Source organism: Dehalobacter sp., assembly GCF_030063005.1.
Classification (GTDB): domain Bacteria; phylum Bacillota; class Desulfitobacteriia; order Desulfitobacteriales; family Syntrophobotulaceae; genus Dehalobacter; species Dehalobacter restrictus.
Genome location: NZ_JAPDHR010000055.1, coordinates 1 through 23136, shown reverse-complemented (window position 1 = coordinate 23136; position 23136 = coordinate 1). Strand labels below are relative to the sequence as shown.

19 protein-coding genes and 1 riboswitch are annotated in these 23136 nt (G+C 45.4%); of the genes, 2 read left to right on the top strand and 17 right to left on the bottom strand.

Annotation, left to right across the window (positions count from 1 at the left end; all coding sequences use genetic code 11):
- Positions 1–134: 134 nt before the first annotated feature.
- The 13 genes from OKX56_RS13660 to OKX56_RS13600 form a co-directional block, all read right to left on the bottom strand.
- Entirely contained in the window at positions 135–1808 is a 1674-nt protein-coding gene (locus tag OKX56_RS13660; RefSeq protein ID WP_019226741.1) for a diguanylate cyclase, read from the bottom strand.
- A gap of 60 nt (positions 1809–1868) precedes the next feature.
- Positions 1869–1954, bottom strand: a riboswitch (cyclic di-GMP riboswitch).
- Between the two features lie 172 nt (positions 1955–2126).
- Positions 2127–2621 carry a LiaF transmembrane domain-containing protein gene (locus tag OKX56_RS13655; RefSeq protein ID WP_019226740.1) on the bottom strand — a complete coding sequence of 165 codons (495 nt, stop codon included), beginning with the start codon at positions 2619–2621 and terminating at the stop codon, positions 2127–2129.
- A gap of 78 nt (positions 2622–2699) precedes the next feature.
- Positions 2700–3581 carry an N-carbamoylputrescine amidase gene (gene aguB / locus OKX56_RS13650; protein ID WP_019226739.1) on the bottom strand — a complete coding sequence of 294 codons (882 nt, stop codon included), beginning with the start codon at positions 3579–3581 and terminating at the stop codon, positions 2700–2702.
- Between the two features lie 230 nt (positions 3582–3811).
- Positions 3812–4843, bottom strand: coding sequence for an agmatine deiminase family protein (locus tag OKX56_RS13645; protein ID WP_019226738.1), 1032 nt, complete (start codon positions 4841–4843; stop codon positions 3812–3814).
- Positions 4844–5026: 183 nt separating this feature from the next.
- Positions 5027–6709, bottom strand: a complete 1683-nt coding sequence (locus OKX56_RS13640; protein ID WP_019226737.1) for an AMP-binding protein — start codon at positions 6707–6709, stop codon at positions 5027–5029.
- 13 nt (positions 6710–6722) lie between these two features.
- Positions 6723–7271: a helix-turn-helix domain-containing protein gene (locus OKX56_RS13635; RefSeq protein WP_019226736.1), complete on the bottom strand. Its 549-nt coding sequence runs from the start codon at positions 7269–7271 to the stop codon at positions 6723–6725.
- On the bottom strand, positions 7264–7986 hold the full coding sequence (locus OKX56_RS13630; RefSeq protein WP_019226735.1) for a PilZ domain-containing protein: 723 nt from the start codon (positions 7984–7986) through the stop codon (positions 7264–7266). The genes OKX56_RS13635 and OKX56_RS13630 overlap by 8 nt, the downstream gene beginning before the upstream one ends.
- Positions 7987–8384: 398 nt before the next feature.
- Complete coding sequence (locus OKX56_RS13625; protein WP_019226733.1) at positions 8385–9323, bottom strand: AEC family transporter; 939 nt, start codon at positions 9321–9323, stop codon at positions 8385–8387.
- Positions 9324–9378: 55 nt separating this feature from the next.
- Positions 9379–10461: an A/G-specific adenine glycosylase gene (gene mutY, locus OKX56_RS13620; protein ID WP_019226732.1), complete on the bottom strand. Its 1083-nt coding sequence runs from the start codon at positions 10459–10461 to the stop codon at positions 9379–9381.
- Positions 10462–10554: 93 nt separating this feature from the next.
- A complete protein-coding gene (locus OKX56_RS13615) occupies positions 10555–12840 on the bottom strand; it encodes a coiled-coil domain-containing protein (RefSeq protein ID WP_019226731.1) in 2286 nt (761 codons plus the stop codon).
- Positions 12830–13990 carry a metallophosphoesterase family protein gene (locus tag OKX56_RS13610; RefSeq protein WP_019226730.1) on the bottom strand — a complete coding sequence of 387 codons (1161 nt, stop codon included), beginning with the start codon at positions 13988–13990 and terminating at the stop codon, positions 12830–12832. Before OKX56_RS13610 ends, OKX56_RS13615 begins: the two co-directional genes overlap by 11 nt.
- A 253-nt stretch (positions 13991–14243) precedes the next feature.
- A complete protein-coding gene (locus OKX56_RS13605) occupies positions 14244–16217 on the bottom strand; it encodes a bifunctional metallophosphatase/5'-nucleotidase (RefSeq protein WP_026071894.1) in 1974 nt (657 codons plus the stop codon).
- Between the two features lie 75 nt (positions 16218–16292).
- A complete protein-coding gene (locus OKX56_RS13600; RefSeq protein WP_019226728.1) occupies positions 16293–17246 on the bottom strand; it encodes an alpha/beta hydrolase in 954 nt (317 codons plus the stop codon).
- Between the two features lie 252 nt (positions 17247–17498).
- On the opposite strand from OKX56_RS13600, the gene OKX56_RS13595 reads away from it, so the two are divergent.
- Positions 17499–18176 (top strand): C40 family peptidase, encoded by a 678-nt coding sequence (locus OKX56_RS13595; protein ID WP_019226727.1) that lies wholly within the window; start codon positions 17499–17501, stop codon positions 18174–18176.
- Positions 18177–18395: 219 nt separating this feature from the next.
- Positions 18396–19055, top strand: coding sequence for a hypothetical protein (locus OKX56_RS13590; protein WP_019226726.1), 660 nt, complete (start codon positions 18396–18398; stop codon positions 19053–19055).
- Positions 19056–19084: 29 nt separating this feature from the next.
- Here OKX56_RS13590 and OKX56_RS13585 read toward each other — a convergent pair whose 3' ends face one another.
- The 4 genes from OKX56_RS13585 to OKX56_RS13570 form a co-directional block, all read right to left on the bottom strand.
- On the bottom strand, positions 19085–19888 hold the full coding sequence (locus OKX56_RS13585; RefSeq protein ID WP_019226725.1) for a YlmH family RNA-binding protein: 804 nt from the start codon (positions 19886–19888) through the stop codon (positions 19085–19087).
- A gap of 85 nt (positions 19889–19973) precedes the next feature.
- The gene (locus tag OKX56_RS13580; RefSeq protein WP_019226724.1) at positions 19974–20735 is read right to left on the bottom strand and encodes a DUF3307 domain-containing protein; all 762 of its coding nucleotides are present in this window, start codon (positions 20733–20735) and stop codon (positions 19974–19976) included.
- Between the two features lie 3 nt (positions 20736–20738).
- Positions 20739–21596 (bottom strand): SatD family protein, encoded by an 858-nt coding sequence (locus OKX56_RS13575; RefSeq protein WP_019226723.1) that lies wholly within the window; start codon positions 21594–21596, stop codon positions 20739–20741.
- A 480-nt stretch (positions 21597–22076) separates the two neighbouring features.
- Entirely contained in the window at positions 22077–22943 is an 867-nt protein-coding gene (locus OKX56_RS13570) for a cell wall-binding repeat-containing protein (protein ID WP_019226721.1), read from the bottom strand.
- Positions 22944–23136 lie beyond the last annotated feature (193 nt).

Sequence of the window (23136 nt, the reverse complement as noted above, 5' to 3'; positions counted from 1 at the left end):
AATATGATTATGGATACTTTTCTTAGCACTATTCCACGGTCTTTCAAAGAACGATTGTTGTTTGCAACCTGATGTGTCAGAAAAATCATGGCTTTAACCATTATTTAATGGTGGGAAAGTTGAGTTAATTACAGTTACCTATCATTCACAACAAGGTCTTCCTGCATAATCTTGTTAAAAACAGTAACCAGATACGGATCAAATTGTTTGCCGGCGCACTTATTGATTTCAACAAGTGCACTATAGGGGTCCATGGCCCGTTTATAGGGCCTTTCATGCGTGATCACATCGTAGGAATCAACAATAGAAACTATCCTCGAGAACAGCGGGATTTCATCTTCTTTCAGCCCCTGCGGGTAACCTTTTCCATTCCACCATTCATGATGACCGAGAACGGCTTCTGAGACATGCGCTAATTCCCTGGACGACTGCGTGATCCGATAGCCGATTTCGGAATGTTTTTTCATAATGCTCCATTCTTCCGGGGTCAAGTCACCTTGTTTTTTTAAGATTTCCCCCGGAACACCGATCTTGCCGATATCATGCAGCATTGCAACTTGGACCAATTCGACGATCTCTCTTGGGGACAGGCCGATCTGACTGCCGAATTTACTGACCAGACTTTTCAGCCTCATGACATGGGCTTCCGTCTGATAATCTTTTTCCCAGAGCAGTTTTTCCAGGAACTCGATGATGGCAAGGCGGGATTTCTTGCTTTCATTTAATTTGTTGCTATACATTTTTTCCTCAGCCTGGCTGATCATTTTTGCCAGGGGTTGTTCCCTGTTCTCATAAACCGTCAGGCCAAACGAGATATCTATTGGTACCGTTTGCGGGCGGGAGATTTTTAAATTATTTTTAATATTGTTTAAAAACACGCCGGCCTGATCAAGCGGCACACCAGGCATGATAATGATAAATTCGTCCCCGCCCCATCGGATAATCACATTCTCAGTGCCGATCGTCTCTTGCATGATTCTGATCCCGTCAGCAAGCAATTCATCCCCTTTTTCATGACCAAAGGTGTCGTTGATCAGTTTCAGACCATTAAAATCCCCCATGGCCAATGTTGCAGGCATGAGGGTTTTATCAAGGAAATCTTCCAGCACATTTTCAAAATAGGTACGGCTGTAGGCCCCCGTTAATTTATCATAAATGACAAGTTTTCTGATATTTGCTTCTTTGCTTTCGAGCTCCTCCCGGATGCTTTGAAAATACAGGGCCTGCATATTAAGATAAGCAAGCAGACCAACAACACCGGCAACTAAATAACCTACAGACGGTGAAATAACGTTAATTAATTTGCACAACGGATAAAGTAAAATCGACAAGGCCCAAAAAATATAGGTATAGCCAAGTATTATTCGGATCGGGCCTTGTGGTGTTTTTGCTTTTAAGCATGTCATAGCAGCTTTGGATAATAATGCAATGATCCAGACAACAGATAGAAGTAAAAGAGCGGTTGCCGAGATTCCCTGAACAGCAATACATATAAAAGCAACGATCAGAAAGCCCGTGCCGATATCCCAAAACACCGGGTAGCTTCTGCTAAAAAACAACAGCGTACCCTTGAATATCAGCCAGTACCCTGCGATCGAAGAGGCATAGTTGATAATCTGAAGCACCACGGACGGGCTGTCGGTTTCCAGCAATGCAGTTCTGGAAAGATAGGTTATCATGAGCATCAAGACAGAAAGACTCCATGCTAAGAAATAATGTTTCTTCTCGGAAAAATATAAAAATCCGTAAGATATCAACAAGACCAGGGTAATTGAAATACTGGCTGCAACGATGGAATCCGCTGTCATATTAAATCCCCTCCTCAGAAAAAAAAATCGCGGCCAAAGCAGCCGCGGTTTTCATCTTCTGTGTGCAACCCGACTGTCAATATGCTTCAGCACTTAGACTCGTAGCTTTGCGTCCCTGCTTTTCAACAGGTTTGCCAATGGATCATATGATTTTAACTCAATTATAGTAAAATACACGAAATCTGTCAATAAATGTATGAATAATCAATAAATGTATGAATATTCAGAGTCTGACTATTCATACATTTATTGATTAATATTATGCAATAGATATTATCATCCAGATCAGATTCTTCTTACATGGTTTCCAAATTTAGTTCATGTTTTTTTCCTTTGGATGATCAGGATCAGACCTGCCAGAATCAGCAGGATCGGGACCACCAGGCCTAGATCTATATAGCGCTGAATTGACGTTACAAACATCCCAGTAAAGGATATGCACGCTAGAGCGGTTAGAATAAAAACAGGCACCAGCAGACCGCGCGGGCGTCCGGAAAATAAATAGAGTTGAAATAGACCGACTGCAACAGCCAGCGGATAGACCGGCCAGGTATATCCGGAAAATTGCCAGTGTGTAAAAGTCTCAAAGATGAACAACAGACCAATAACGGTAAGGATACCACCGGGAACTAGCAATCCGGGGCTTTCTTTCTTACTGAAATAGTTGAATTCAAAAGCAAGCCCGAGAATAAGGATCAATACCGGCCAAAGAAATTCCATACTGAAGATTTGCCAGTTGCCAAGATTATCTATAAGCAGCAAGCCTCCTGTAAGGATTAGAATGATTCCCCAAAATAAGCCGCTTTTGTTCATATAGAGCCTCCTCTCACCTTATAAAGGTTAATAAGATACTCGAGATTTAAGAACTACAAATTCGTGTTAGATAATGGATTATTTTGATAAATAAAGTTCCCCGTCGTAGGAAGAAATCCTTCCATATAGATCAGGCCGGCGGTCTCTAAAGATCCCCCACTCCAGCCGCTGAACCTCGAGCTGGTCCAGATCAAATTCCGCGATTAGAACCGCTTCTTCGTTTCGTCCAGCCTCCGCTATCTTATTACCCTGCGGTCCGGCAATGAAAGAAGAACCATAGAAGGTGATTTTGGAATCATCCTCTTCCTCGACACCAATCCGGTTGGATGCGACCACAGGGATCAGGTTCGCGGCAGCATGGCCGAGCATGCAGGCCTGCCAATGGTCTTTGGAATCGATCGCCTGATCCATCGGTTCTGAACCGATGGCTGTCGGATATAACAGGATCTCCGCCCCCATCAGGGTCATGCAGCGGGCAGCTTCCGGGTACCATTGATCCCAACAGACGCCGACTCCAATCTTGGCGTAGCGCGTTTGCCAGACTTTAAAGCCTGTATCACCGGGGTTAAAATAGAATTTTTCCTCATAGCCCGGCCCGTCGGGGATATGACTCTTTCTGTATTTGCCGAGGATCTCACCATCGGCATCAATCACGGCAATCGTATTATAGCGCGCGTAGTTTTTCTTCTCATAAAAACTGATCGGCAGGACGATCTCCAGCTCTCTGGCAATTTTCCGGAAATGTCTGACTGCTTGATTATCTTCTAGCTCTGCTGCATAAAGGTAAAAATCCGATTTTTCTTTCTGACAAAAATACGGGGTTTCGAACAACTCCTGCAATAGGATGATCTGCGCGCCCCGGGCTGCTGCCTCCCTGACCAGTGTCTCCGCCCCCGCAATATTTTCTTCAACGTTACTGGTGCAGCGCATCTGGGTTGCTGCCACTTTGACGTTTCTCATCGTTAATATTCCTTCCCAATGCCTGATTTCGGTGTGTTCTGAACCTGATCTTACAGGTGTTTCTACTATTTTGTTAATTTGTATGCATTTTCTATTTTACATGATGCAGAAAAAAACCACAACGCAGAAGAGCGCAACATATAACAGATGTATCTGCTACGTTCTCCTCTTTGTTTATATTTTTATTTCAGATTTTGGTATATATTGTCGGGCAATTCATACACTGACCTTCAATGGTTTACAGCAGGCATCTGCTGGGTTGTACAGTGAACATTGCCGCCTTCCCCAATAATTGCCATTCCATTAATGGTGCGGATCCGTCTTTCTGGAAAGATCCCGCTCAGGGTCCGAATAGCCAGGGCATCTGTTTCGGCAGCCTGGCCGCCAAATACAGGTAAAATAATTCCGCCGTTGACAAAGTAAAAGTTCAGATAACTCAGCGTCAGGCGTTTACCGTCGGCAAATACGGCGGGAGGCTGCTGTATTGGGATGATTTCAAAGGTTCTTCCTCTGGCATCCGTTTCTCGGCTTAACACCGCAAGGTTTTCCCGGGTAATCGCATAATTCGGATCGCAAGGGTCATCACAGACCTGAATCAGGATTTTGCCAGGCGAAGCAAAACAGGCGATATTGTCGACATGTCCGTCTGTTTCATCTCCACATAAGCCTTTTCCCAGCCAGATGACTTTGTGGATACTCAAATATTTCTTCAATAGTTCCGTAATCTGCTCCCGGGAAAGATCAGGGTTGCGGTTCGGATTGAGCAGGCATTCGGCCGTTGTCAAGAGTGTACCTTCTCCATCCACGTGCAACGAGCCGCCTTCCATAATCAGCGGCGCATCAAACGGTTTCAGGCCGAGGTGCTTCAATATTTGCGGTGCGACCTGGTTGTCCAGATCCCAGTCCGGATATTTGCCGCCCCAGGCATTGAAGTGCCAGTTGATGCCGGCTATATCTCCCTGATCATTGACGATAAACGTCGGCCCGTTATCCCGAAGCCAGGCATCATTATGCGCCAACGGCAGGAGCTCGATCTGCCTGTTCCGAAAGCGGCCTTCGAGCAGCAATCGTTCTTTGGGGTTTACCAATACGGTGACGGGTTCAAATTCCCCGATAGCTCGAATAATGTCGGTATAACCCTCGCAAACAGCCTCGTAATTTTCCGGATGACACATTGATGCCCCGACCGGCCAGGAAATAAAGGTACGTTCGTGTCTGGCCCATTCCGCAGGCATTCTATATTTTAAATCGCTCGGAAACATCAGTTTATCCTTTCTTTAGCAACAACATATATCATCATTACTTTCAAATCTACTTTTGTCATGATGATTATTTATGGTTCATTTTACATGAAAATCCAACTACTTTTCAAGGCATAAAATCACCCCACGATGATTGTGGGGTGCATCAGACAATATTCAATGATTGATGGGTATACGTTAAAGTTATTCTTTATCTTGAAACTTTTCCGTGTCTTCACGCCGGATCTGGGCGCGTTTGATCTTGCCGCCGATCGTCTTCGGCAGTTCGTCGACAAATTCGAGAATTCTCGGGTATTTATACGGAGCCGTCACCTTTTTGACATAGTTTTGGATCTCTTTTTTTAACAATTCAGAAGCCGTATAGCCTTTGGCCAGCACAACAGTCGCTTTGACGACCGTTCCCCTAACAGCATCCGGCGCGCCGGTCACAGCACACTCCACGACTGCGGGATGCTCAATTAGTGCACTTTCAACTTCAAAAGGACTGATCCTATAGCCGGACGCCTTGATGACATCATCATTGCGGCCAACAAACCATAAAAAGCCGTGTTCATCCCAGTAGGCCATATCCCCTGTGTGGTATGTATCGTCATACCACACTTTATGGGTAGCAGTTTCATCCATGTAGTACCCACAGAACAATCCGGCAGGTTTATTGGAATCAGCCTCGCGGATGACCAGTTCTCCTTCGACTCCCGGAGGGCATGGAGCTCCGTTTTCATCGACCACATCGATCTTGTAAGCCGGGTTCGGTTTGCCCATTGCTCCCGGATAGATATCCAGCCATTCAAAGTTGGCAACCAGCACGGTTGTCTCGCTCTGGCCAAATCCATTTAAGATGCTTAAGCCGGTAATGCTTTTAAAACGGTTAAAGACATCCGGATTTAAAGGTTCTCCGGCTGTGGAGCAGTGAACAATCGAGGACAGATTATATTTTTCGAGATTGTGTTCAAGCAGAAAACGATAAATTGTCGGAGGTGCGCAAAACGTGGACAGCTTATATTTTTGCATCATTTCCAAAAGCTTTTCCGGGATAAACTTATCCATATCATAGACAAACTGCACCGCACCGCAAATCCACTGGCCGTAAATTTTCCCCCAGCCGAATTTAGCCCAGCCGGAATCGGAAACCGTCAGGTGCAGCCCGCCGTCCACGACGCGCTGCCAGTATTTAGCCGTCACAATATGACCAAGCGGATAGGTGAAGCTCTGAATGGCCATTTTTGGCATGCTCGTGGTCCCTGACGTGAAATAGATGATCATTGTATCGTCATTCGTTGTCGCGTCAGCACCTGTCGGCCGGACCCAGTTTTCGGAAGCAGCCTCCATGCTGCTGTCAAAATCAACCCAGCCGGGACGCTTAGCACCGACCAGAAACAGCGTCTGGAGCGTTGATGATTCTTCCCTGGAAGCTTCGACATGGTCGAGAATTACCGGATCATGATAGGCGATGATCGCTTTAATCGATGCGGCATTATTTCGATAAATAATATCCTTCTGCGTAAGCTGATTGGAAGAAGGAATATAGATCGCGCCGATTTTGGCCAGAGCCAGAATCGCTATGTACACTTCATAACGCCTTCTCAGGATCAGCATGACTTTGTCGCCTTTTCGGATCCCGGCTTCGCTTAACATGTTCGCCGTTTTATCCGAGTATTTTTTCAGATCGGCAAAGGTAAATATCCGTTCATTATCGTGGTCGTCGCACCAGACCAGCGCTGGACGCTCTGGTTCCAGACGGGCATATTCATCGACGATATCATACGCAAAATTGAAATTGTCAGGTACTTTCACTTGATAATTCGCACAAAAATCTTCATAAGAATCAAAATCGGTTTTCCCGATATATCTTGAAGCGAGGTTCATCTGTTCACATCCTTTATAAAAGTATGACGGTTAAAAATTTTGCTGATCTTTTTTCGAGGGCTAGCATTTTATGTGGAATCAAGGAATTAAAATACAGAGAGTCTCCCGGGTCCAGCACATATTCCATACTGCCGATGATGACTTTCATCTTGCCTTCCAGACAGAAGTTAAATTCCTGTCCGTGATGGGAAACAAGTTCAGGACTATTTTCTGCATCCAGGGTCACCAGCAGCGGTTCAATTTTTCTGTTAACGTACTGATAAGCCAGACTCTGAAAATCATACTGGTCATACCGTTCAACTTTGAGACCCTTACCCTTTTTGATGAAGCAGACATCATGCAGTTTGGGCGAGACACCGGTAAGAACATCCGTTAAATCGACCTGATAACAATCGGCAATTTCATAGAGAATACTGATCGGAATATCATCTTCTCCTTTTTCATACTTCAGATATTCTTGAACAGGTAGTCCGATTTTACGCGCAGCCTCTTCTTCGGCCCAACCGGTAAGTAATCTTAAGCCTTTAATTCTCTCGGCAATATCCCTCACCTTTTCATTCATCTTTCAAGCCTTCCTTTCGCGTGAAATAGTGGATCATGTAATGATCCTCGAGGTACAGCCAGCGGGCCTTACACCTTTGTTCCTGCACAACGGCATTTGTCTCGAGAAGATGATCCGCTTTTTTGGCATCTTCCAGCAGGCAGAATGGGCAGGCATGATGCCGTTTGGCGACCGTGGAATAACAGCGCTCGCCAAGTTTGACACCGCTGTCCTGCGCTGCCTTATTTGTGGCGACAACGATCCGGCGGCTGGTAATCAGATAAGCCGGTTCTTCGATCAGCTCCAAGCCCTTGACAAAGCATCCGATGTATTTCTGTTTGCGTAAATCAAGCTGAATCTTCATAAAGCGGGTGTGCTTGATTTTATATTGATTCAGACATCGGGTGATCCGGCTTTCATCTTTCTGGGAATGAAAAAGGAATTTCATCCCGTATTCAAAGCCGTCATCTTTGGGGGTCTTGCGAATAATCAGCGCATTAAATGAAAATTCTTCATTTTCAAACGTAAACATGATATCGATAATGACAATATTGACTGGAATATCCACTGGGAAAAAAGCATATATCCCACCTGTGCTCAAATCCAGGATTGCAATCGGAAATGTTTTCTCCACTTCGACCTTCCGGTTGTTAATCGAGGAAATCTTCGCTGTGGCTGGAATATCATGGATCAAATCGACACGGAAATACTTCCGCTTTTCCTGAAAGTCTTCCATCCAATCACCTCATGAAACAGTTTGAAAATCATGTCAATGCGTTTTTCTGATAAATACCATTTTACATGATGTTGGATAGAACCACAACGAATGTACCCGCAAAAATTTGCGAATAATATGCCACGGATGAGTCCGGACAAAAAAATACCAAAGTCCAAACATTGATTTGGAGACTCTGGTATTGCTAAAAAACACAATGCAGAAATATTGAGTTTTATCGTTACAAGTTTTACAGATTATTTTCCGGATAAAGTGTTTCGGGTTTCTTTTCTGTTTTTTTCTTTTTTTGTTTCATAATATTCTTTGGATTTTTGTCGCCCATACCGATCCTCCCTCACATGTTATAGGATCATTTTATCCATATTATGGATATTCTATACATTGTAAAAGGGATGCTGTTAAAAATGAGACAGCACAAGTATCAGCAATGGAATTGATAAACAGCTAAGCAAGGTTGAAATCAGCACCGTCTGTGATGCCAGACGTGCATCATTTTTGTATTCAATCGCCATTAAAACCGTATTGGTTGCAATAGGCATGCCGGCCATGATGACCGGGATGGCAATTAGCCACATCTGATCAATCTGAAAGATATATTTGACCAAAACCAGGGTTAATAACGGCATCACAAGCAATCTGACGACCGACAGGATATAAATACCGATATCACTGAACATCCGTTGAAGCGGCAGTTCACTTAATGTCGCCCCGATGGTCAGCATTGACAGAGGAACACAGGTATTTCCAATCGCATCGATCGTGCCGGTCATAAATTCGGGCAGCGGAACAGCGGTGATAAATAAAATGAACCCGATGATACTCGCACCCACGCCCGGATTAATAATTTTTTTCAGGTTTAGCCTTGTAGGATGTTCGGTTTTATTCGCATTCATGATTTTAATGCCAAGCGTATACAACAACAAGTTAAACATAATATTGTAGATCGCAGCATAAAATATTGCTTCTTTGCCATAGAGCGCCTGAAATATCGGAAAACCTAAAAAGCCTGTATTTGCAAAAACAATTCCAAAATTAAAGATGGCTTCTCTGGTCAGATCTTTGGTCAGGATCTTCGCTGTCAGTTTCCCGACGAGAAAGGCAAGACCGTAGCAGGGTATCGTAAGCAAGAAAACAAAAAGTGCCGTATGCAGCCTCTCCGTAGTAAAAGATACTCTCATCCCGGACAGGATCAAGGCCGGAAGTGCAATTGTCAGGACAAATTTAGAAAAAACCTGAGTCGCTGCCGGTGGAATAATCTTCACTTTGGCCAGGACATAACCCAGTAAAATCGTTAAGAACAAAATCCCCAGTTGATTATAGACGCCTTGTAGTTCCACTTTTCTCTCTCCAATAGTTTAAGCTGAAATTTTACGAAAGTTATACAATTTATTATTATATCATAAGCTGAAGTACTTTTTGAAATGCTTTTGGAATCGGCAGGTCCTTCAGTTTCTCCCGGGAAATCCAGGCAAGCCCTGATTTTACCTCCGAGTCCGGCTTGAGCGAGAACAAAATGACATCCATTTGCCAGACCTGATGTGTGAAAACATGCCGAACGCTGCCCAAGTATTTAATAAATCGGAGATCTAACTCCCAGTCGCGACGGAACAGTTCTTCCGCAGAAGAAGCAGATTCCTTTTGGACGAGCGGCAGTCCCCACATGTTGCCGAGCAGCTGTGTATTGCTGCGGTACTCCATTAGAATATCCCCGTCGTTACAGACAAGCGCCGTCCAGTAATCGAAGCGGGCCGCTTTTTTTGCTTTCTTCTTAACCGGCAGGACAGTCTCCCTGTGCGTACGATGGGCAGTACAGACGGTACGCCAGGGACAGTCCCGGCAACCGGGAGTATTGGGTGTACAGCACATTGCGCCAAGTTCCATCAGTGCCTGGGTAAATTCCCCCGCCCTATCTTTGGGAATCATTTCTCTAATCATTTCAGCAATTTGCTTTTGCGTTTTTTGCTGGCTAATGTCAGCTTCAAGTCCCAGAAGACGGGTTGCGACCCGCAGTACATTCCCGTCAACAGCCGGATAAGGCAGATTGTAAGCAATACTTGCAATAGCCCCAGCCGTATAGTCACCGATTCCTGGCAAAGCGCGGATTTCCGGATAAGTGCGCGGAAAATTCCCACTGTACCTGTCATGTACCACGATGGCAGCCTGATGAAGGTTCCTGGCCCGACGGTAATAACCAAGACCTTTCCATATGGCTAAAACGTCCCCCTCGTCCGCGTCAGCCAGACTGCCAATATCCGGAAACCGCTCCAGGAACCTCAGGTAATAATCTATAACCGTATCGACCCGTGTTTGCTGAAGCATGATTTCCGATAACCAGACCGCGTAGGGGTCGTTCGTTCTTCTCCAGGGCAGCTCCCTTTTATTTTGGTCATACCAGGCCAATAATAACGCAGCAATCTCTGACGGTTTCTCCTGAATATTTTTTGGTTTATCTACTAGATCCGCTAATTTATTCAAGCTGCCTCCCTGTTATTCGCCTCGATGTTTGATATTGCTAATTACATGCATTTTAGAGTTAACAAGTTACTGGTAAGAAGATCAGGCTTTGCTTCAGAGCTCGTCAGCCATTTTCCGCAGTCTGGCATCCGCCGTACAGAAAATAACCTGACGCGAGTGTGACAGTTCCTGCAGATAAGCCAGTGCTTTCTTCCAAAATCCCTCGGTTCCGTTCATTGATCCGGCCAGAAAGAACAAAGGAATCTCAATGCTGCTGTCCTCAAGAGCGGCTTCAGCAAGGGCCAGACGGTAAGCAAAATAATACGAATAGGCTTCGGCCATCATCATTTCTTTTTTATCCGACAGGTTCAACGAAAATGCCCGCCTCAAAAACCGCTGCGCTTTAATCTTTAAAACAATGCCATTCTCGGCCTGCCACTTTTGCAGCGAGGCTTCAAGCAGTTCCGCCGTATCATCAAGGGTATGCTGTAATTCCTGATAGGCCTGCCATTGCTGTTTTACGCTCCCAAGTTTTTTCTCCAGGTCATGGTCAATTTTCACAGCCTGACTATCCTGAAGGTCTTTACGGATCTTCTGAAGCCGGCTGTTTCTCTCCGAAAGCGCCTGGCGGGAAGCCGCCAGGGCGGCCAGCCTTTCTGCTTCTGGCAGACATGCTTCACGTTCCAGTTCGGCAAGGGGTTCTAAAGTTCTGGATAGTTGATCCAGATTCCGCTTATTTAAGGCGATATCATACTGTTCTTTCAGTAAATCATATTCTTTTTCAGTTTCTTCTTTGATCCGCAGTTCACGTGCAATCAGCAGCACGGCCTCAAGGACCTCGTCAATATTGGCATCAGCCGAGATTCTGTTCTGTAATTTTTCCCGCAGCTGTGACGCATATTCCTGCAATTTCTGTTCTGTTTCCTGCTGTTGCCCTGTCTGTACCTGCAGCGTCTGAAGCATTTCCGCACCATGGCTGTTTTTCTGCCAGTACTCGTCCCAACCGCTTTTCCAGGACGAAAAATCGGAAGCCTTAACCATCGCAAAAGCTTGTTGCAGCCGCTGACTGCGGGACAAAATGATTCTGCGCAGTTCTTTTTCCCTTTTAACCTGTTTCCTGACCAGGTTATAATCCGCCTGGAGCCGGTCTGCGGCCTGTTTCTGATTCTGGTACGCTTCGATCTGCCGCGTGAATTCTTGATAGTCTGCAGCTTGATATTTTTGCAGAAGCTTTGTCAGACGCGAAGCCAATCTGTCTTCGATGCTGACTGCCCCTGACCGCCGGATAACCCTCCGGTCAATCATACGTCCGAGTACAGAGTCCTGCCATTTTTTCAAGCGTGTGTATGATCGGGCAAGTGAACGTTGGTCTTTGTCAGTCATACCGGCAATCAGCGCATATTTTTTGAGTTTGGCTTTTTCTTCATAAAGGGACCCTTCCAGTTCCTTCACGGTATCAGCCAAACCGGCAAAGCTTTCAAGTTCCTTCTGCGCGGCACGAAGCTCTTCTTCAGCGCTGCGTAAGTGCTGCTCCTCATTTTCCGGCAGTTGCCGATAGCCGGATGATCTTAGTGAATCCTGAAGCTCGTTGATGGCCTGAGTCTGCCGGGTGATCAAAGCTTCACCCTGTTCCGCCTCTTTTTGAATCAAGGCCCAGGCATAACACTCTTCCCGCAAACCTTCAATCATGTCCCAGTCAACCTGTTTATCCTGAACAACGGCCGCCAATCGAATCCCGGTATCCCTGCGCAGTTCTTCGAGGCTGGCAAGTTCACCCTGCAGACGGCGCAATTCACGGTAATCAAGGTTCTCTCTCAGGATAACAAGCCGCTGCTGAATTCTTTCCATCTCAGCAATTTTCTCCGTCATAAGATGCTGTTCAGCCTGCAGGTTCTTAATTTCGATTTGCAGAAAGCGCTGTTCCTCCTGCCGGTGGCTTGCTTCTTCCCAATCTCTTCTTAACGCATCATACTCGGCTTTAACCTGAGCCATTCCATCCGCCTGTTCTTCGACGCGTTCCTTTGCTCTGGCCAGGGCGTCATGTACCCGTTCCAGGGAAAGCTCTTCATTTCCGACCTGCTGGAGATTGGAGACCCTTCGGTACAAACCATGCTTATTGGTATCCGGCCAGACAATAAAGCCGCCCTGCCGGATTGCCTCAAAAGTCATATTCAAATCTGTTTGTTCTCCGGAAAGCAGGATTTCTGCTAACCCTTGTCTCTTCCGCTTGTCTGACGGTACTGCCGACACCCGGTCGTCATAGTATTCCTGCAGTAATTGACACAAAGCTTTTGCCAGTTCGGGTTCCTCCAAATACAGCACCGTAAAATCCCCGGGCAAGGACCACTCCGTATCCCCGAGCAGCGGATGCCCCTGCAGCCCGATCTTATCAATCCTCATAATCTTCCCGTCCCTGACTGATTGCAGCCAATCCAATTTTCTGGACCAATTCCCAACGCCGCTGTTCTTCAGGCCGGTTTTCTGAAGAAAGGCGTTTTTGGATCTCTCTTCCGAATACTTCGGTTAAATCCGGGAAGCCGCTGGTTTGGCGTCTTATACTTATAACATTGACATCGGCGCAAAGAGCCGGACCAGACTGGGATGTATGGTAAACCTCAAAGTAGCTGAAGTCTTCGGAGAGAAGCTGATGCAAAGTCTGGACTGTACTTTCCGGATCCGGATATGGCCCAGACAGAACAATCCGGAACAAATCTCTTTGCCGTTCTTCTTTCGTTGTATCTGCCAAAAGCCCGCTAGCAATCTCTTTTGGTTCAGCCGCCTGCGGCCAGAACTTTTCAATGTAGTTCCGTCCGCCAAGTTCCACAAAATCAACCTGTGTCAATTTCCCGTCTGTTTCTCCAAAAAGCACGCCATGCGGCCCGCTGTCCTGAAAGCTCCTGGCTTCAGGGGATCCGCAATCTGCCCAGAAAGTATCACCAATCTGATGCAGCCCACTGAATTTCTGCTGATGCCCTAACGCCAGATAGGTTAAACCACTTGCTGTAATCGCCTCTGGCTCCAGAGGAATAAACCTATCCGTATTTTTTGGGGACGCTATCTCTGCATGGAGCAGCATCACCTGAATAGGTGCGTTGTGTAAGACCGGCTGAATCATCCCCAGATCAATCAGCTCCTGACGGTAATTCGTCCATCCCGAGCCATAGATGACAGTTCCTTTGGCCGGAATTTCAATATGACTGACGCCCCCCGCAAAGATATGAACATTACCGGGCCATTCAGCAAAACGGTAGGCCGAAGAGATGACCAAAGGATCCTGATCCCCAGGGGTGATAAAGACACGGGTGTCCTTCAAGCCAGAGAACGACCTGTAGACACGTTCGACCGTTTCTTTACGCGCATTCTCTTGGTCGAATAAATCCCCTGTCACAAACAGAAAATCCACTTTTTCTTTTTGACAAAGCGTCAAGACGGCTTCGAAGGTATGCCATAAGTCCTGATTGCGCATTGCTATCCAGCAAGCCGGTCCTTCCCAAGAACGGCTGTCAAATTGAAATCCGGCACAATGCACAAAACGGATGGTAATTGCCATTTTTTACACCTCACCCTGATGACACCAAAACATCAATCGATCGTCGCTTACCAGCCATGTAAACATCACAGCAAGCAGAATGTTTGCTGCCAATACGATTTCCCAAGTATGGTGTTATGTTAGTTCTTGGGGACCCCGGCAAATTCCTGCTTACAATTGCAACTTACTTTTTCGCTCGATAAAAAAATAAAAAATAAAAGCCAGAAATCTTTCCGGCTAAGATTCTGCATGTTTTCATACAGAAAAACTGCTTTCAGACAGATTTCTGGTTGATTCGGGCCAAGCGTCTGCGACGGGTAACGATCCTGTAAATCGCAAAAATAATCAGCGTCATAACAACAAGAACAACGGTATAGACCGTCAGGGTTATTTTGTTCGGATTGGCGAGCAGGGATATTGGATGATGGCCGTTGTCTACCACTTTTCTTCCAAGTATCATGCCGTAATCATCGGAGATCGTTGGAACTCCGCCGACTTTAGCAAAGGACTGAAGATATAAGGCGAGGGCCTGCCATTCTTTGACTTCGGCATTATTTCCGGCTGTGTCTTTGACGATCTGGGCTTCAAAATCTGTAACCGGTATACCTTCTTCTGTTTTCGGCACAATCGATAATAGACCGTAAGATTTATCGCCGACGATCGAAAGCATCTGAGCAGAATACAGACCGGCAACCACCCTGTATAATTTGGTATCGTCAATCTCTTCAATAGAGCCTTCCGGCTTCTGCAACACGGCGTCAGTGACCTTATTGAATATCATCCGGTTCGGATTATACGTGAAATCAATACCTGACATGAACAATTGGGCTTCAGCCATCATCGGCGAGATCGAGGCATCTACTTCGCATAGAGTCTTTAATTCCTGGCCGGTTAAATAGACAGAAACCAGCGGATACCCCGGAATATTATCCGGACCGATCCCGAGGGAGCTTACGCTGAAGGCGTCGGCTGCCGTGATCGCGCCCTTAAAAAAGGTACCTCTGATCGTCCCGGCAGGTACAACTGCGACATCCACCGGAACATAGCCGGAACCTTCCGCCTTTTTCACAGCATAAACGTAGGCATCAGAAATCAGGTTGGCCAATGGATCTTCCTGATGCGTATTCAATATGTCGTTGACCTTCCGGAAGTTATAGGGGGATTCTGCCAATACTTGATCATAATTTAACTGAAACGGAGCAAAGAATTTGTCCTGAACCTGTTGTTTGAACTGACTTACAATACCGGCAATCCGTGGATCCTCAGGCAGTCTTTCATCGATTGCCGGCAGACGGTAAGCGACAAGTCCCCAGTCTGAAGAACCGGATTTTTGAGAAATTTGCAAAACACCGAGGTACTTGCAGCTGTCTCCGGCGGAACAAATAAGTGTCTTGCCTTTGATGATCGGTTCTTCAAGTTTGGTGTGGGTATGGCCACTGATAATCACATCAATATCGGGAACTTTTTTTGCCAGGATCTGGTCTTCAGATTCGGATGCCTTTTCCCAGGTCCCGGAATGGGATAAGCAGACAATTAAATCAACCTTTTCCTGGTCTTTCAGGATCGAAACGATCCGTTCGGCGTTCGCGACTTGATCCGTGAATTCCACTTCGGCTTTCGGTGCGTTGGATGCCGCATCGTTTCCAATCAGGCCAAAAACACCGATCTTTACCCCATTCTTTTCAACGACGGTGTATTCGGTGATCCCATAATCCTGATAAGCCTGTTGCAGAGCTGCCAGCGAAGGCGTTAAGCTGCCGTCCTCCTTGGCCGGAAAGGCAATATTGGCCTGAACGATCCGGGGCGAAATCTCCCCGTTTTTCCGCGCAGCAACAGCTGCCTGAAGGCTGTCGGCCAGTCCGGAAGCCCTGTAGTCATATTCGTGATTACCCGGGGTTACAACATCATACCCCATCTGCCCCATAACGCGAAGCTCCGGGGAGTCTGTCCGAAAAATCGTCTGAAATGGCGTTCCCATGGAATAATCTCCGGCATCGAGGAGCAATGCATCCGGGTCACCCTCTTTCTCGGCAGCAATGGCGCTCTGGAGTCTGGCAAATCCGCCTGACTGATTTATCACACCGTTTTGTTCGTCTTTGACCGGCAGGAGATGATCATGCATGTCATGTGTAAACAAAATCGTCATACTCTTCTGAGTTTCGGCCGAGGCAATAGGAGAATTAATGGGCAAAACAAACATTGTGCCAATCAGGAAAGCAACCAAAGCAAATTGGATCCTTTTCATCATCTTTCCCTCCTCATTTCTATATCTATGCTATCGGTCTACCTATCTGTCAATCAATCTATCTATCCGTCTATCCGTCTATCTATGCGCTATGTTATTCTTACCAATCTTGGAACTTAGCCACTGAATTATATCCTGAAGAACTTGAGAACGGTCCGTTTCATTGTGCAGTTCATGTCTGCAGTTTTCATATTGCTTTACAGTAACATCACGGATTCCAGCTTGTTGGTAACGCAGACGCAGAGCTGTGATAATTTCTCCGTAGTGGCCGACAGGATCCATTTGGCCGGAGAGGATCAGAATCGGAATGTCTTTCGGGATCTTCCTGATGTTAGACTTCTTTTGTACTTGCAAAATTCCGGCAAAAAAATCATGATAGAACGCTAAAGTACAGGTTCCCCCGCAGTAACTATCCTGAATATATTCATCGACAACAAGCAGATTGGTGGTAAGCCAGTCAAATTCCGTCCTGTTTTCTGCGCACCGGGCATTGAAGTTTTTAAAAGTCAGCTCGTGAATGAATTTGCTTTTGTAAAGCTTTCCTTTGACCAGAGCTATCATCCGACATAAAAAACGGCCAAAATACAGCATAAACGTCGTGTCTCCGCCCGGGCCGGATAAAATAAACCCCTGTACTCCCTGCTCATCTCCATAGAGATGCATATAATGCTGAAGAATAAAGCTTCCCATACTATGACCAAAAATGAACAACGGCAGTCCGGGATTTTCTTTTTTGATCAGAGCAACAGAATCATAGACATCATGTACCATAAGGTTCCAGCCGTCTTGACCCGCAAATCCTTCCATGCCTGCGGTTTCAGTTGTTTTGCCATGGCCTCTCTGGTCGTAGGCATAAACAATGTACCCTGCCTCCGTCAACTCCCTGGCAAACGGCGCATATCTGCCGGAATGCTCCGATATCCCGTGGATAATCAAGATGATTGCTTTGGCGGGGAGCGTATCCGGCTCCCATTTGGTTGCAAATATTTGATCTGAAGGATGGATATTCCAGTAGCTTTGCTTTTCTCTCATGCTATTTCCCCTTACGGCAAATTAGAGGTGTGGTATCCGAGGTGTGTGTATCCGTTTAATGAAAACATTCATTTAATGAATCACACCTAATATATCATCTTGAAGACAAATTATCATCCTTTTCCCACGTTATAAATATTTCCAGAATTTTGGACATGCCTTTTTTCCAATGAATTGTTAAAATACTGGTAAGAAGCGAACGAGACCGGTACAGAATTCCAGATGAAAAAATTTGACGCGTGGAGGATTTCAATGACGAAAAAAATGGTTGTTACGCTGCTTCTTTCTGCAATCCTGATTCTCGGCTTAGCTCAGGTAACGTCTGCTGCCCTCGGCGATACACTTCTGAAGACAGGCTCGACGGGGTCGGATGTCGTAGAACTACAAACCAAACTTAACTGTCTGGGTTACAGCGTCGGCACAGTGGACGGAATTTTCGGACTCAAAACACAAGCCGGTGTCATCGCTTTTCAGAAAGCCAAGAATTTATCGGCTGACGGAATTGTTGGGCCGATCACGGCTTCAGCCATAAACACCGCCTATACGAATAAAGCGCAGGGCGTCAAAGCCAGCGCGATTGTTGCGACGGCCCAGAAATACATTGGTGTCCCCTACAAATACGGAGGTACTTCCCCATCGACTGGATTTGATTGTTCCGGATTTGTTCAATATGTTTTTGCGCAAAACGGCATTACCCTGCCGCGTATTTCCAGGGACCAGTACCTGGTTGGCAAAGCGGTCAGTTTCGCTAATTTACAACCGGGAGATATCGTTTTCTTTTCAATTGCCAAAAACGGTGTCGTTGATCATGAGGGGATTTACATTGGCAATAACCAGTTTATCAATGCTTCAAGCTCCAAAGGTGTTGCTGTTTATAGTTTCGGAACCTATTGGAAATCTGTCTATCTCGGGGCAAAACGGGTGATTTAGTGGTTATATGAATCATGTTCATTTCGTCGGCTGAAATATATTTATTCATTTATTGAGAATGTCCGGATCGAATAATATCTGACATTCTCATTTTTTCTGACCTTGTGGCTTATTCGTTTATCAGTAAAAGTATTTAAAAAAAATCGCAGATTGTGTTATATTAAGACAAAACACAAATCAGTCTGCTAGCTTATCCTTTATGGACAGAAAGGACATCATATGCCTGCGAACCATCCGAAAAAACATTCGCATCATCAACCTAATCGGCACAATCACTCCACTCAGCATCAGCAATCCTGCAACTGTGGCCATGACCATTCCCAGAAGACCGGCCATGCCGTTCATGTTCATGATGCTGAATCCTGTCCGGTCTGCAGTGGTTCGGAAACCATTACGCCGGAAGAATACCTAAATAAAATTGAGGAAGCCGTAAATAAGCTCCCTCAAAATAAAACCAGGGACAGAATGCACCGGCTGATTGTCCTGACAGCCGGCACAGCCGCCTCGGCCGCTGAACACAAGGATACCATCCTGCTTCAAATCACAGAGGTATATCTGACGCTGCGCCTGGCGGAGGAATCCGGTCAAACGCTGGCTCCCGAGGACGCCCAACGTCTTTTCCGCGAACTTTCCGGGCAGGCCGGCCTTGCGCTTACTGCCAAATATGGTCTGGAAGGATTGACCAGGGTTGGCTTGGACGCAGACTCAAGCAGCACGCCGGGAACAGCCTCGCTTGTGTTTATTAGCTGCTATGCAATCGGCAAAGTATTGATGCAATATTTCAGGAAGCAAAAGGAAGGCTCCGCCTTGGCCGCTGAAGAAATCAAAGACTGCTTTCGGGCAGCGAAGGCCGAAGCAGAACGATTGGCACGAGAATAAATTTGGGTATTTATTTCAAGAGCGTTGTACTAGACATACTTTTTAATCACGATGGACTGGCGGCCTTTTTTAGAAAGTCCGCCTACTTCCTGAAGCTTGATTTTTCCGAAGCCGCGCAGAGATAGCGTATCCCCTTCCGCAACTGTCTTATCTGTTTTGTCACATTCCAGCGAATTTAGCATGACCTTCCCGGATTCAACATATTCCCCCGCTTTGGTACGGCTTAAGTTAAAACCTGCCGCGACCACACTGTCCAGCCGTAATGAGGCTACGGTGTCTTTCAGCAGAAGAACTTTTTCTTCCGGTATTTGCAGCAATCCCGCAGAGATGATTGCTGTTTTTATTTTGACACGGCCAACTGATTCCAGATTGTTTATCAGGAACGGCAGGATTTCTTTCAGGACAATCAGATCACAGCTTTTTTCTGTGACCAGAATGTCACCGACCGTTTCCCGTTTGATTCCTGCCCCCATCAAACTGCCTAGGAAATCCCGATGCGACAGGCCGCTGTCTGCAGGATATTCCGCCCGGATAAAAGCTAATGGGCAATATTCATCATCCTGAATGACCTGTTCGGGCTCCAAGTAGTCCGGAAAAAAGACCAATACGGTACGCTCAGCCCCTTCATAGCCTCCCCAGAAAAAGTGCCGGGATCTTCCGTCCGTAATAAGCATATTTTCGGCCAAAGACCGCTGCTGCTGATTGCAGAACCTTGTAAAGGTCGGAATATTCTTTTTCTCGGATTCTTCAAGCTTGTCAAGGACCCGGGCAAGCAGTAGCCTGCTTTCTTCATCCTGGGCATATTTTTTGACGATTTCGTTTTTATTAATCATGCAGCATCCTTTTAAGAACTTTTAAACAATTATTTCTTATATATCTATTGTACTGATTTTCAACGTATTCAATTAGTTTGATGGCTCACCTGATGATCAGTAATGCGTTACCGAGTGTAATACAGCCGAGTGCGATCACAATGCTCAACAGCGTGCCGACAAGATATTTTTCGGCGAAGTCCCGGTCGTTTAGCTGACTGAAACGCGCTAAACTTTTTGCTGCGAGCACAAAGCCAATGGCCCCGAGCTGCCCGTTCAGCCACAGTGTCAGTGTAATAAGCCGTTCCAGCACGCCGATCAGATACCCGCTTTTAATTAACTCGTTGGTATCCTCCTGATTCTGAAAATGAAATAAGATCAGGATCTTTTTGATAAAAATAGCGGCAGGCGACAGGCACAAGATATACAACAAGATGAGCACGGCACCGTTGTATAATTCCGGCCCCGTTAAATCCACCGAAATCCTGCCTAAGACACTTTCTCCGAGTCCGCTTGTTTCTGTAAGATAAAAGCCGCAGGCCAGGATAATCAGGATATGTAAAAACTGGTCGGCAACAAACAGGAAAAAATCTGTTTTTGCCAAGTCCGGCTGTTTGGCTGCATAATATTGAAGCAGACGGGTTCTGGAATAATCGATAGACAGGTGGCTTAGAACGATGATCAGCACTGCAAATATCATGTTATTAACAGGTCCAAACCAGATTAGAGCCAGAATCAGAAGGACGGCATAGATCAGACAATGCCAGAGAAAGTACTTGATCTGGTCACGTTTTTTGGTAGCCATTGCCGTGCTTTGCAGAATGAAGTCTCCAAGCAGATGGGCAATTATCGGCAGCAAAAAATTCATAACTCACCTCTCAAAGGTTCGATGGATCATCAGCAGGGTAACAATATCAATTTCACGAATCTCTGGAATGTTGGCAGATTTGATCACGTTGTCAACATTCTGTCTGGATGTATTGGTAATATTTGATATTTTTCCTGATAATCCTTTTTTATAGACCTCTTTCAGGGTCAATTTATTTTGAAGTGACTCCGAAGCAAAAATGGCGAAAGGTTCAATATGCTCGCTGTTAATCCAGGATACGTCATCGATTGAAGCCGCTTTGATTCGTGTTTTTTGATAATAGCTCTGGCGGTACCTTTCCGAAACAAGACCTGGCAGCCGCTTGAATGCAGGCAGATCCATTGCCTTTTGGTCAAACAGCGGCTGAATGACTTCGGTCAGCAATAAGACGTTGTTTTGATACAGACTCTGTTTCCTGACGAGCAGATCGGATGTTTTGAGCAAGGCATTAATGACCAGATCGTTTTCGTGCTTGGCGTTGAATAATAAGTCATAGCCGCTGCGTTCCGGGATTCTTAAAATTGCCTCCCTGGCCAGATGGTAAGCTGGTCCGTCCTGTTCCGTTGAAGTCCCGTCCGGAATCCGGACATCCCAGTCCCCTACCCCAAATCCGCAGCGAATCGGTAGAGGAGCCAGCAGCATTTTTAAAAGACGAACATAGAGTAATGCGGCTGTCGGTGTTTTGAACAGTCCTTGTACTTCGTCACCTGCGCTGAAGATGACGGCAAATTCCTGCGATCTTTGAAAGATGCTGTTCAGGACATTCAGGCACATCTTCATATATCGTTGAATCTGTTCACGGTCACTTTTGGGAAGCTTTTTCGAGTTTACCAGATCGGCAATCACAGCAGTGTAGAGCATAGAACCACCTCTAGTGTTATTATAACAGCATTAAAATTTAAAGCAATCTGTTTTGATTGCTTTTTGTATTTACAACCTAAATTAGTTGCTTGCTTTCTTTACCTTTAGTATACGACTAGGACCTCTGAAAGAGTCTTTTCTTACGAAATACTCTCCTAGCCCTGTCTTAACACAGCAGATACCAGGATATTTGAATCAACAAATACTCGTAAGGCATTACTTTTTTCCCTTTCCCCGTATGATATATTGTCAAGCCTTTCAATGTATCTTCGATACAAAAAATTTCTAAATTTGAAGAATTTGTATGCGCTTACAAATTCTTCGGTAAATGAAATAATTGGCTTAAACAGGTAAGGAATCTGGACCTGGATTAAATTGATAATTAATATGCTGACGATTATAAAATAAGCTTCTTTTGTTAGATTCAACTTGTGAATTTAGTCAAAAGAAGCTTTAATTTAATATAAAGTGACTAATAGGTTAGAATATCACTGTATAATTCTCATCAATTCCTGGTTTGTTAAGCTGCAAATTCCCGTTGGTATTACCCGTATTTTGCAGCAGCTCCTTAACTACGCCATCGGATACAACATCTGTCTGACCTATGGCAACAACGTTCGGGAGAATTTGGTTTTGCAGCAAGTATTCTTTCGTCTTGTCCACGGCAGTATCATTAACCAGAAAAACAGGAGAATGAGTTTTAGCGGCCAGTGCGGAAGCAGCTAAAGCATCCGGATAATTTGAACCGGTAGCAACATAAACGGTACTTAACTTGAGCTCTTTGGCAAAATTGCTGATTACCGCCATATTGGTATCATAGCGATCATTCCCCTGCAATCGTTTGACATGGGGGAAATTGCCGGCTACCCCGTCGCTGACAACATCATCGCTACCGACAATATAAGCGGCAGTGATGTTTTTATTTTTGATGTAGTCTTTTACGCTTTGAGGACATTTGTACGTCATGGTTAAGAGCACGGGCATGCCTTTTTGGGTTGCGATCGAAGAAATTGAAATAGCATCTGGAAAATTGAGTCCTGTTGCTACGCAAACCTCACCATTGAAATCGAGCTTCTCTGCAATTTTTACGGAAGTATCAAACCGGTCTTCACCTGATATACGCGTACAGCTTAGACCTATAGCTTTAAGCTCTTTTTCAACGTTTTCCGAGATGGCTCCCGTACCACCGATAATTACAGCATTCTTGGCCTCAAGTCTTTGAATTTCCTTTTTTGTACTACTGAGCAAATTCTCTTTGATGTTTAACAAAATCGGGCAATTGTATTTTTGCGATAACGGCGCGGCACAGAGCGCATCAATTTTTTCATAAGAAAATCGTAATTGCACACTTTCTTTTCAGTGCTCACGGTTCAAGAATCTCCCGTAATTTTAGATTTTAGATAAAGAGGGGATAAAACGAGGCCACTGAAAAAGTGGTACCTGAACCTCAAAAGCAAAAGAGCTGGAATTACGAAGAAAGAAGTAATTCCAGCTCTTTTTTGATACAATTAAATAGAGAAAAAACTTCAGCGCAGGTAAT

Coding starts and splice junctions, on each gene's coding strand:
- OKX56_RS13635 (WP_019226736.1), bottom strand. CDS start 7,271: ATGAATGAAAAGGTGAGGGATATTGCCGAGAGAATTAAAGGCTTAAGA.
- OKX56_RS13575 (WP_019226723.1), bottom strand. CDS start 21,596: ATGCTCTACACTGCTGTGATTGCCGATCTGGTAAACTCGAAAAAGCTT.
- OKX56_RS13580 (WP_019226724.1), bottom strand. CDS start 20,735: ATGAATTTTTTGCTGCCGATAATTGCCCATCTGCTTGGAGACTTCATT.
- OKX56_RS13655 (WP_019226740.1), bottom strand. CDS start 2,621: ATGAACAAAAGCGGCTTATTTTGGGGAATCATTCTAATCCTTACAGGA.
- OKX56_RS13660 (WP_019226741.1), bottom strand. CDS start 1,808: ATGACAGCGGATTCCATCGTTGCAGCCAGTATTTCAATTACCCTGGTC.
- OKX56_RS13630 (WP_019226735.1), bottom strand. CDS start 7,986: ATGGAAGACTTTCAGGAAAAGCGGAAGTATTTCCGTGTCGATTTGATC.
- OKX56_RS13600 (WP_019226728.1), bottom strand. CDS start 17,246: ATGAGAGAAAAGCAAAGCTACTGGAATATCCATCCTTCAGATCAAATA.
- OKX56_RS13645 (WP_019226738.1), bottom strand. CDS start 4,843: ATGTTTCCGAGCGATTTAAAATATAGAATGCCTGCGGAATGGGCCAGA.
- aguB (WP_019226739.1), bottom strand. CDS start 3,581: ATGAGAAACGTCAAAGTGGCAGCAACCCAGATGCGCTGCACCAGTAAC.
- OKX56_RS13640 (WP_019226737.1), bottom strand. CDS start 6,709: ATGAACCTCGCTTCAAGATATATCGGGAAAACCGATTTTGATTCTTAT.
- OKX56_RS13595 (WP_019226727.1), top strand. CDS start 17,499: ATGACGAAAAAAATGGTTGTTACGCTGCTTCTTTCTGCAATCCTGATT.
- OKX56_RS13585 (WP_019226725.1), bottom strand. CDS start 19,888: ATGATTAATAAAAACGAAATCGTCAAAAAATATGCCCAGGATGAAGAA.
- OKX56_RS13615 (WP_019226731.1), bottom strand. CDS start 12,840: ATGAGGATTGATAAGATCGGGCTGCAGGGGCATCCGCTGCTCGGGGAT.
- OKX56_RS13605 (WP_026071894.1), bottom strand. CDS start 16,217: ATGATGAAAAGGATCCAATTTGCTTTGGTTGCTTTCCTGATTGGCACA.
- OKX56_RS13590 (WP_019226726.1), top strand. CDS start 18,396: ATGCCTGCGAACCATCCGAAAAAACATTCGCATCATCAACCTAATCGG.
- OKX56_RS13610 (WP_019226730.1), bottom strand. CDS start 13,990: ATGGCAATTACCATCCGTTTTGTGCATTGTGCCGGATTTCAATTTGAC.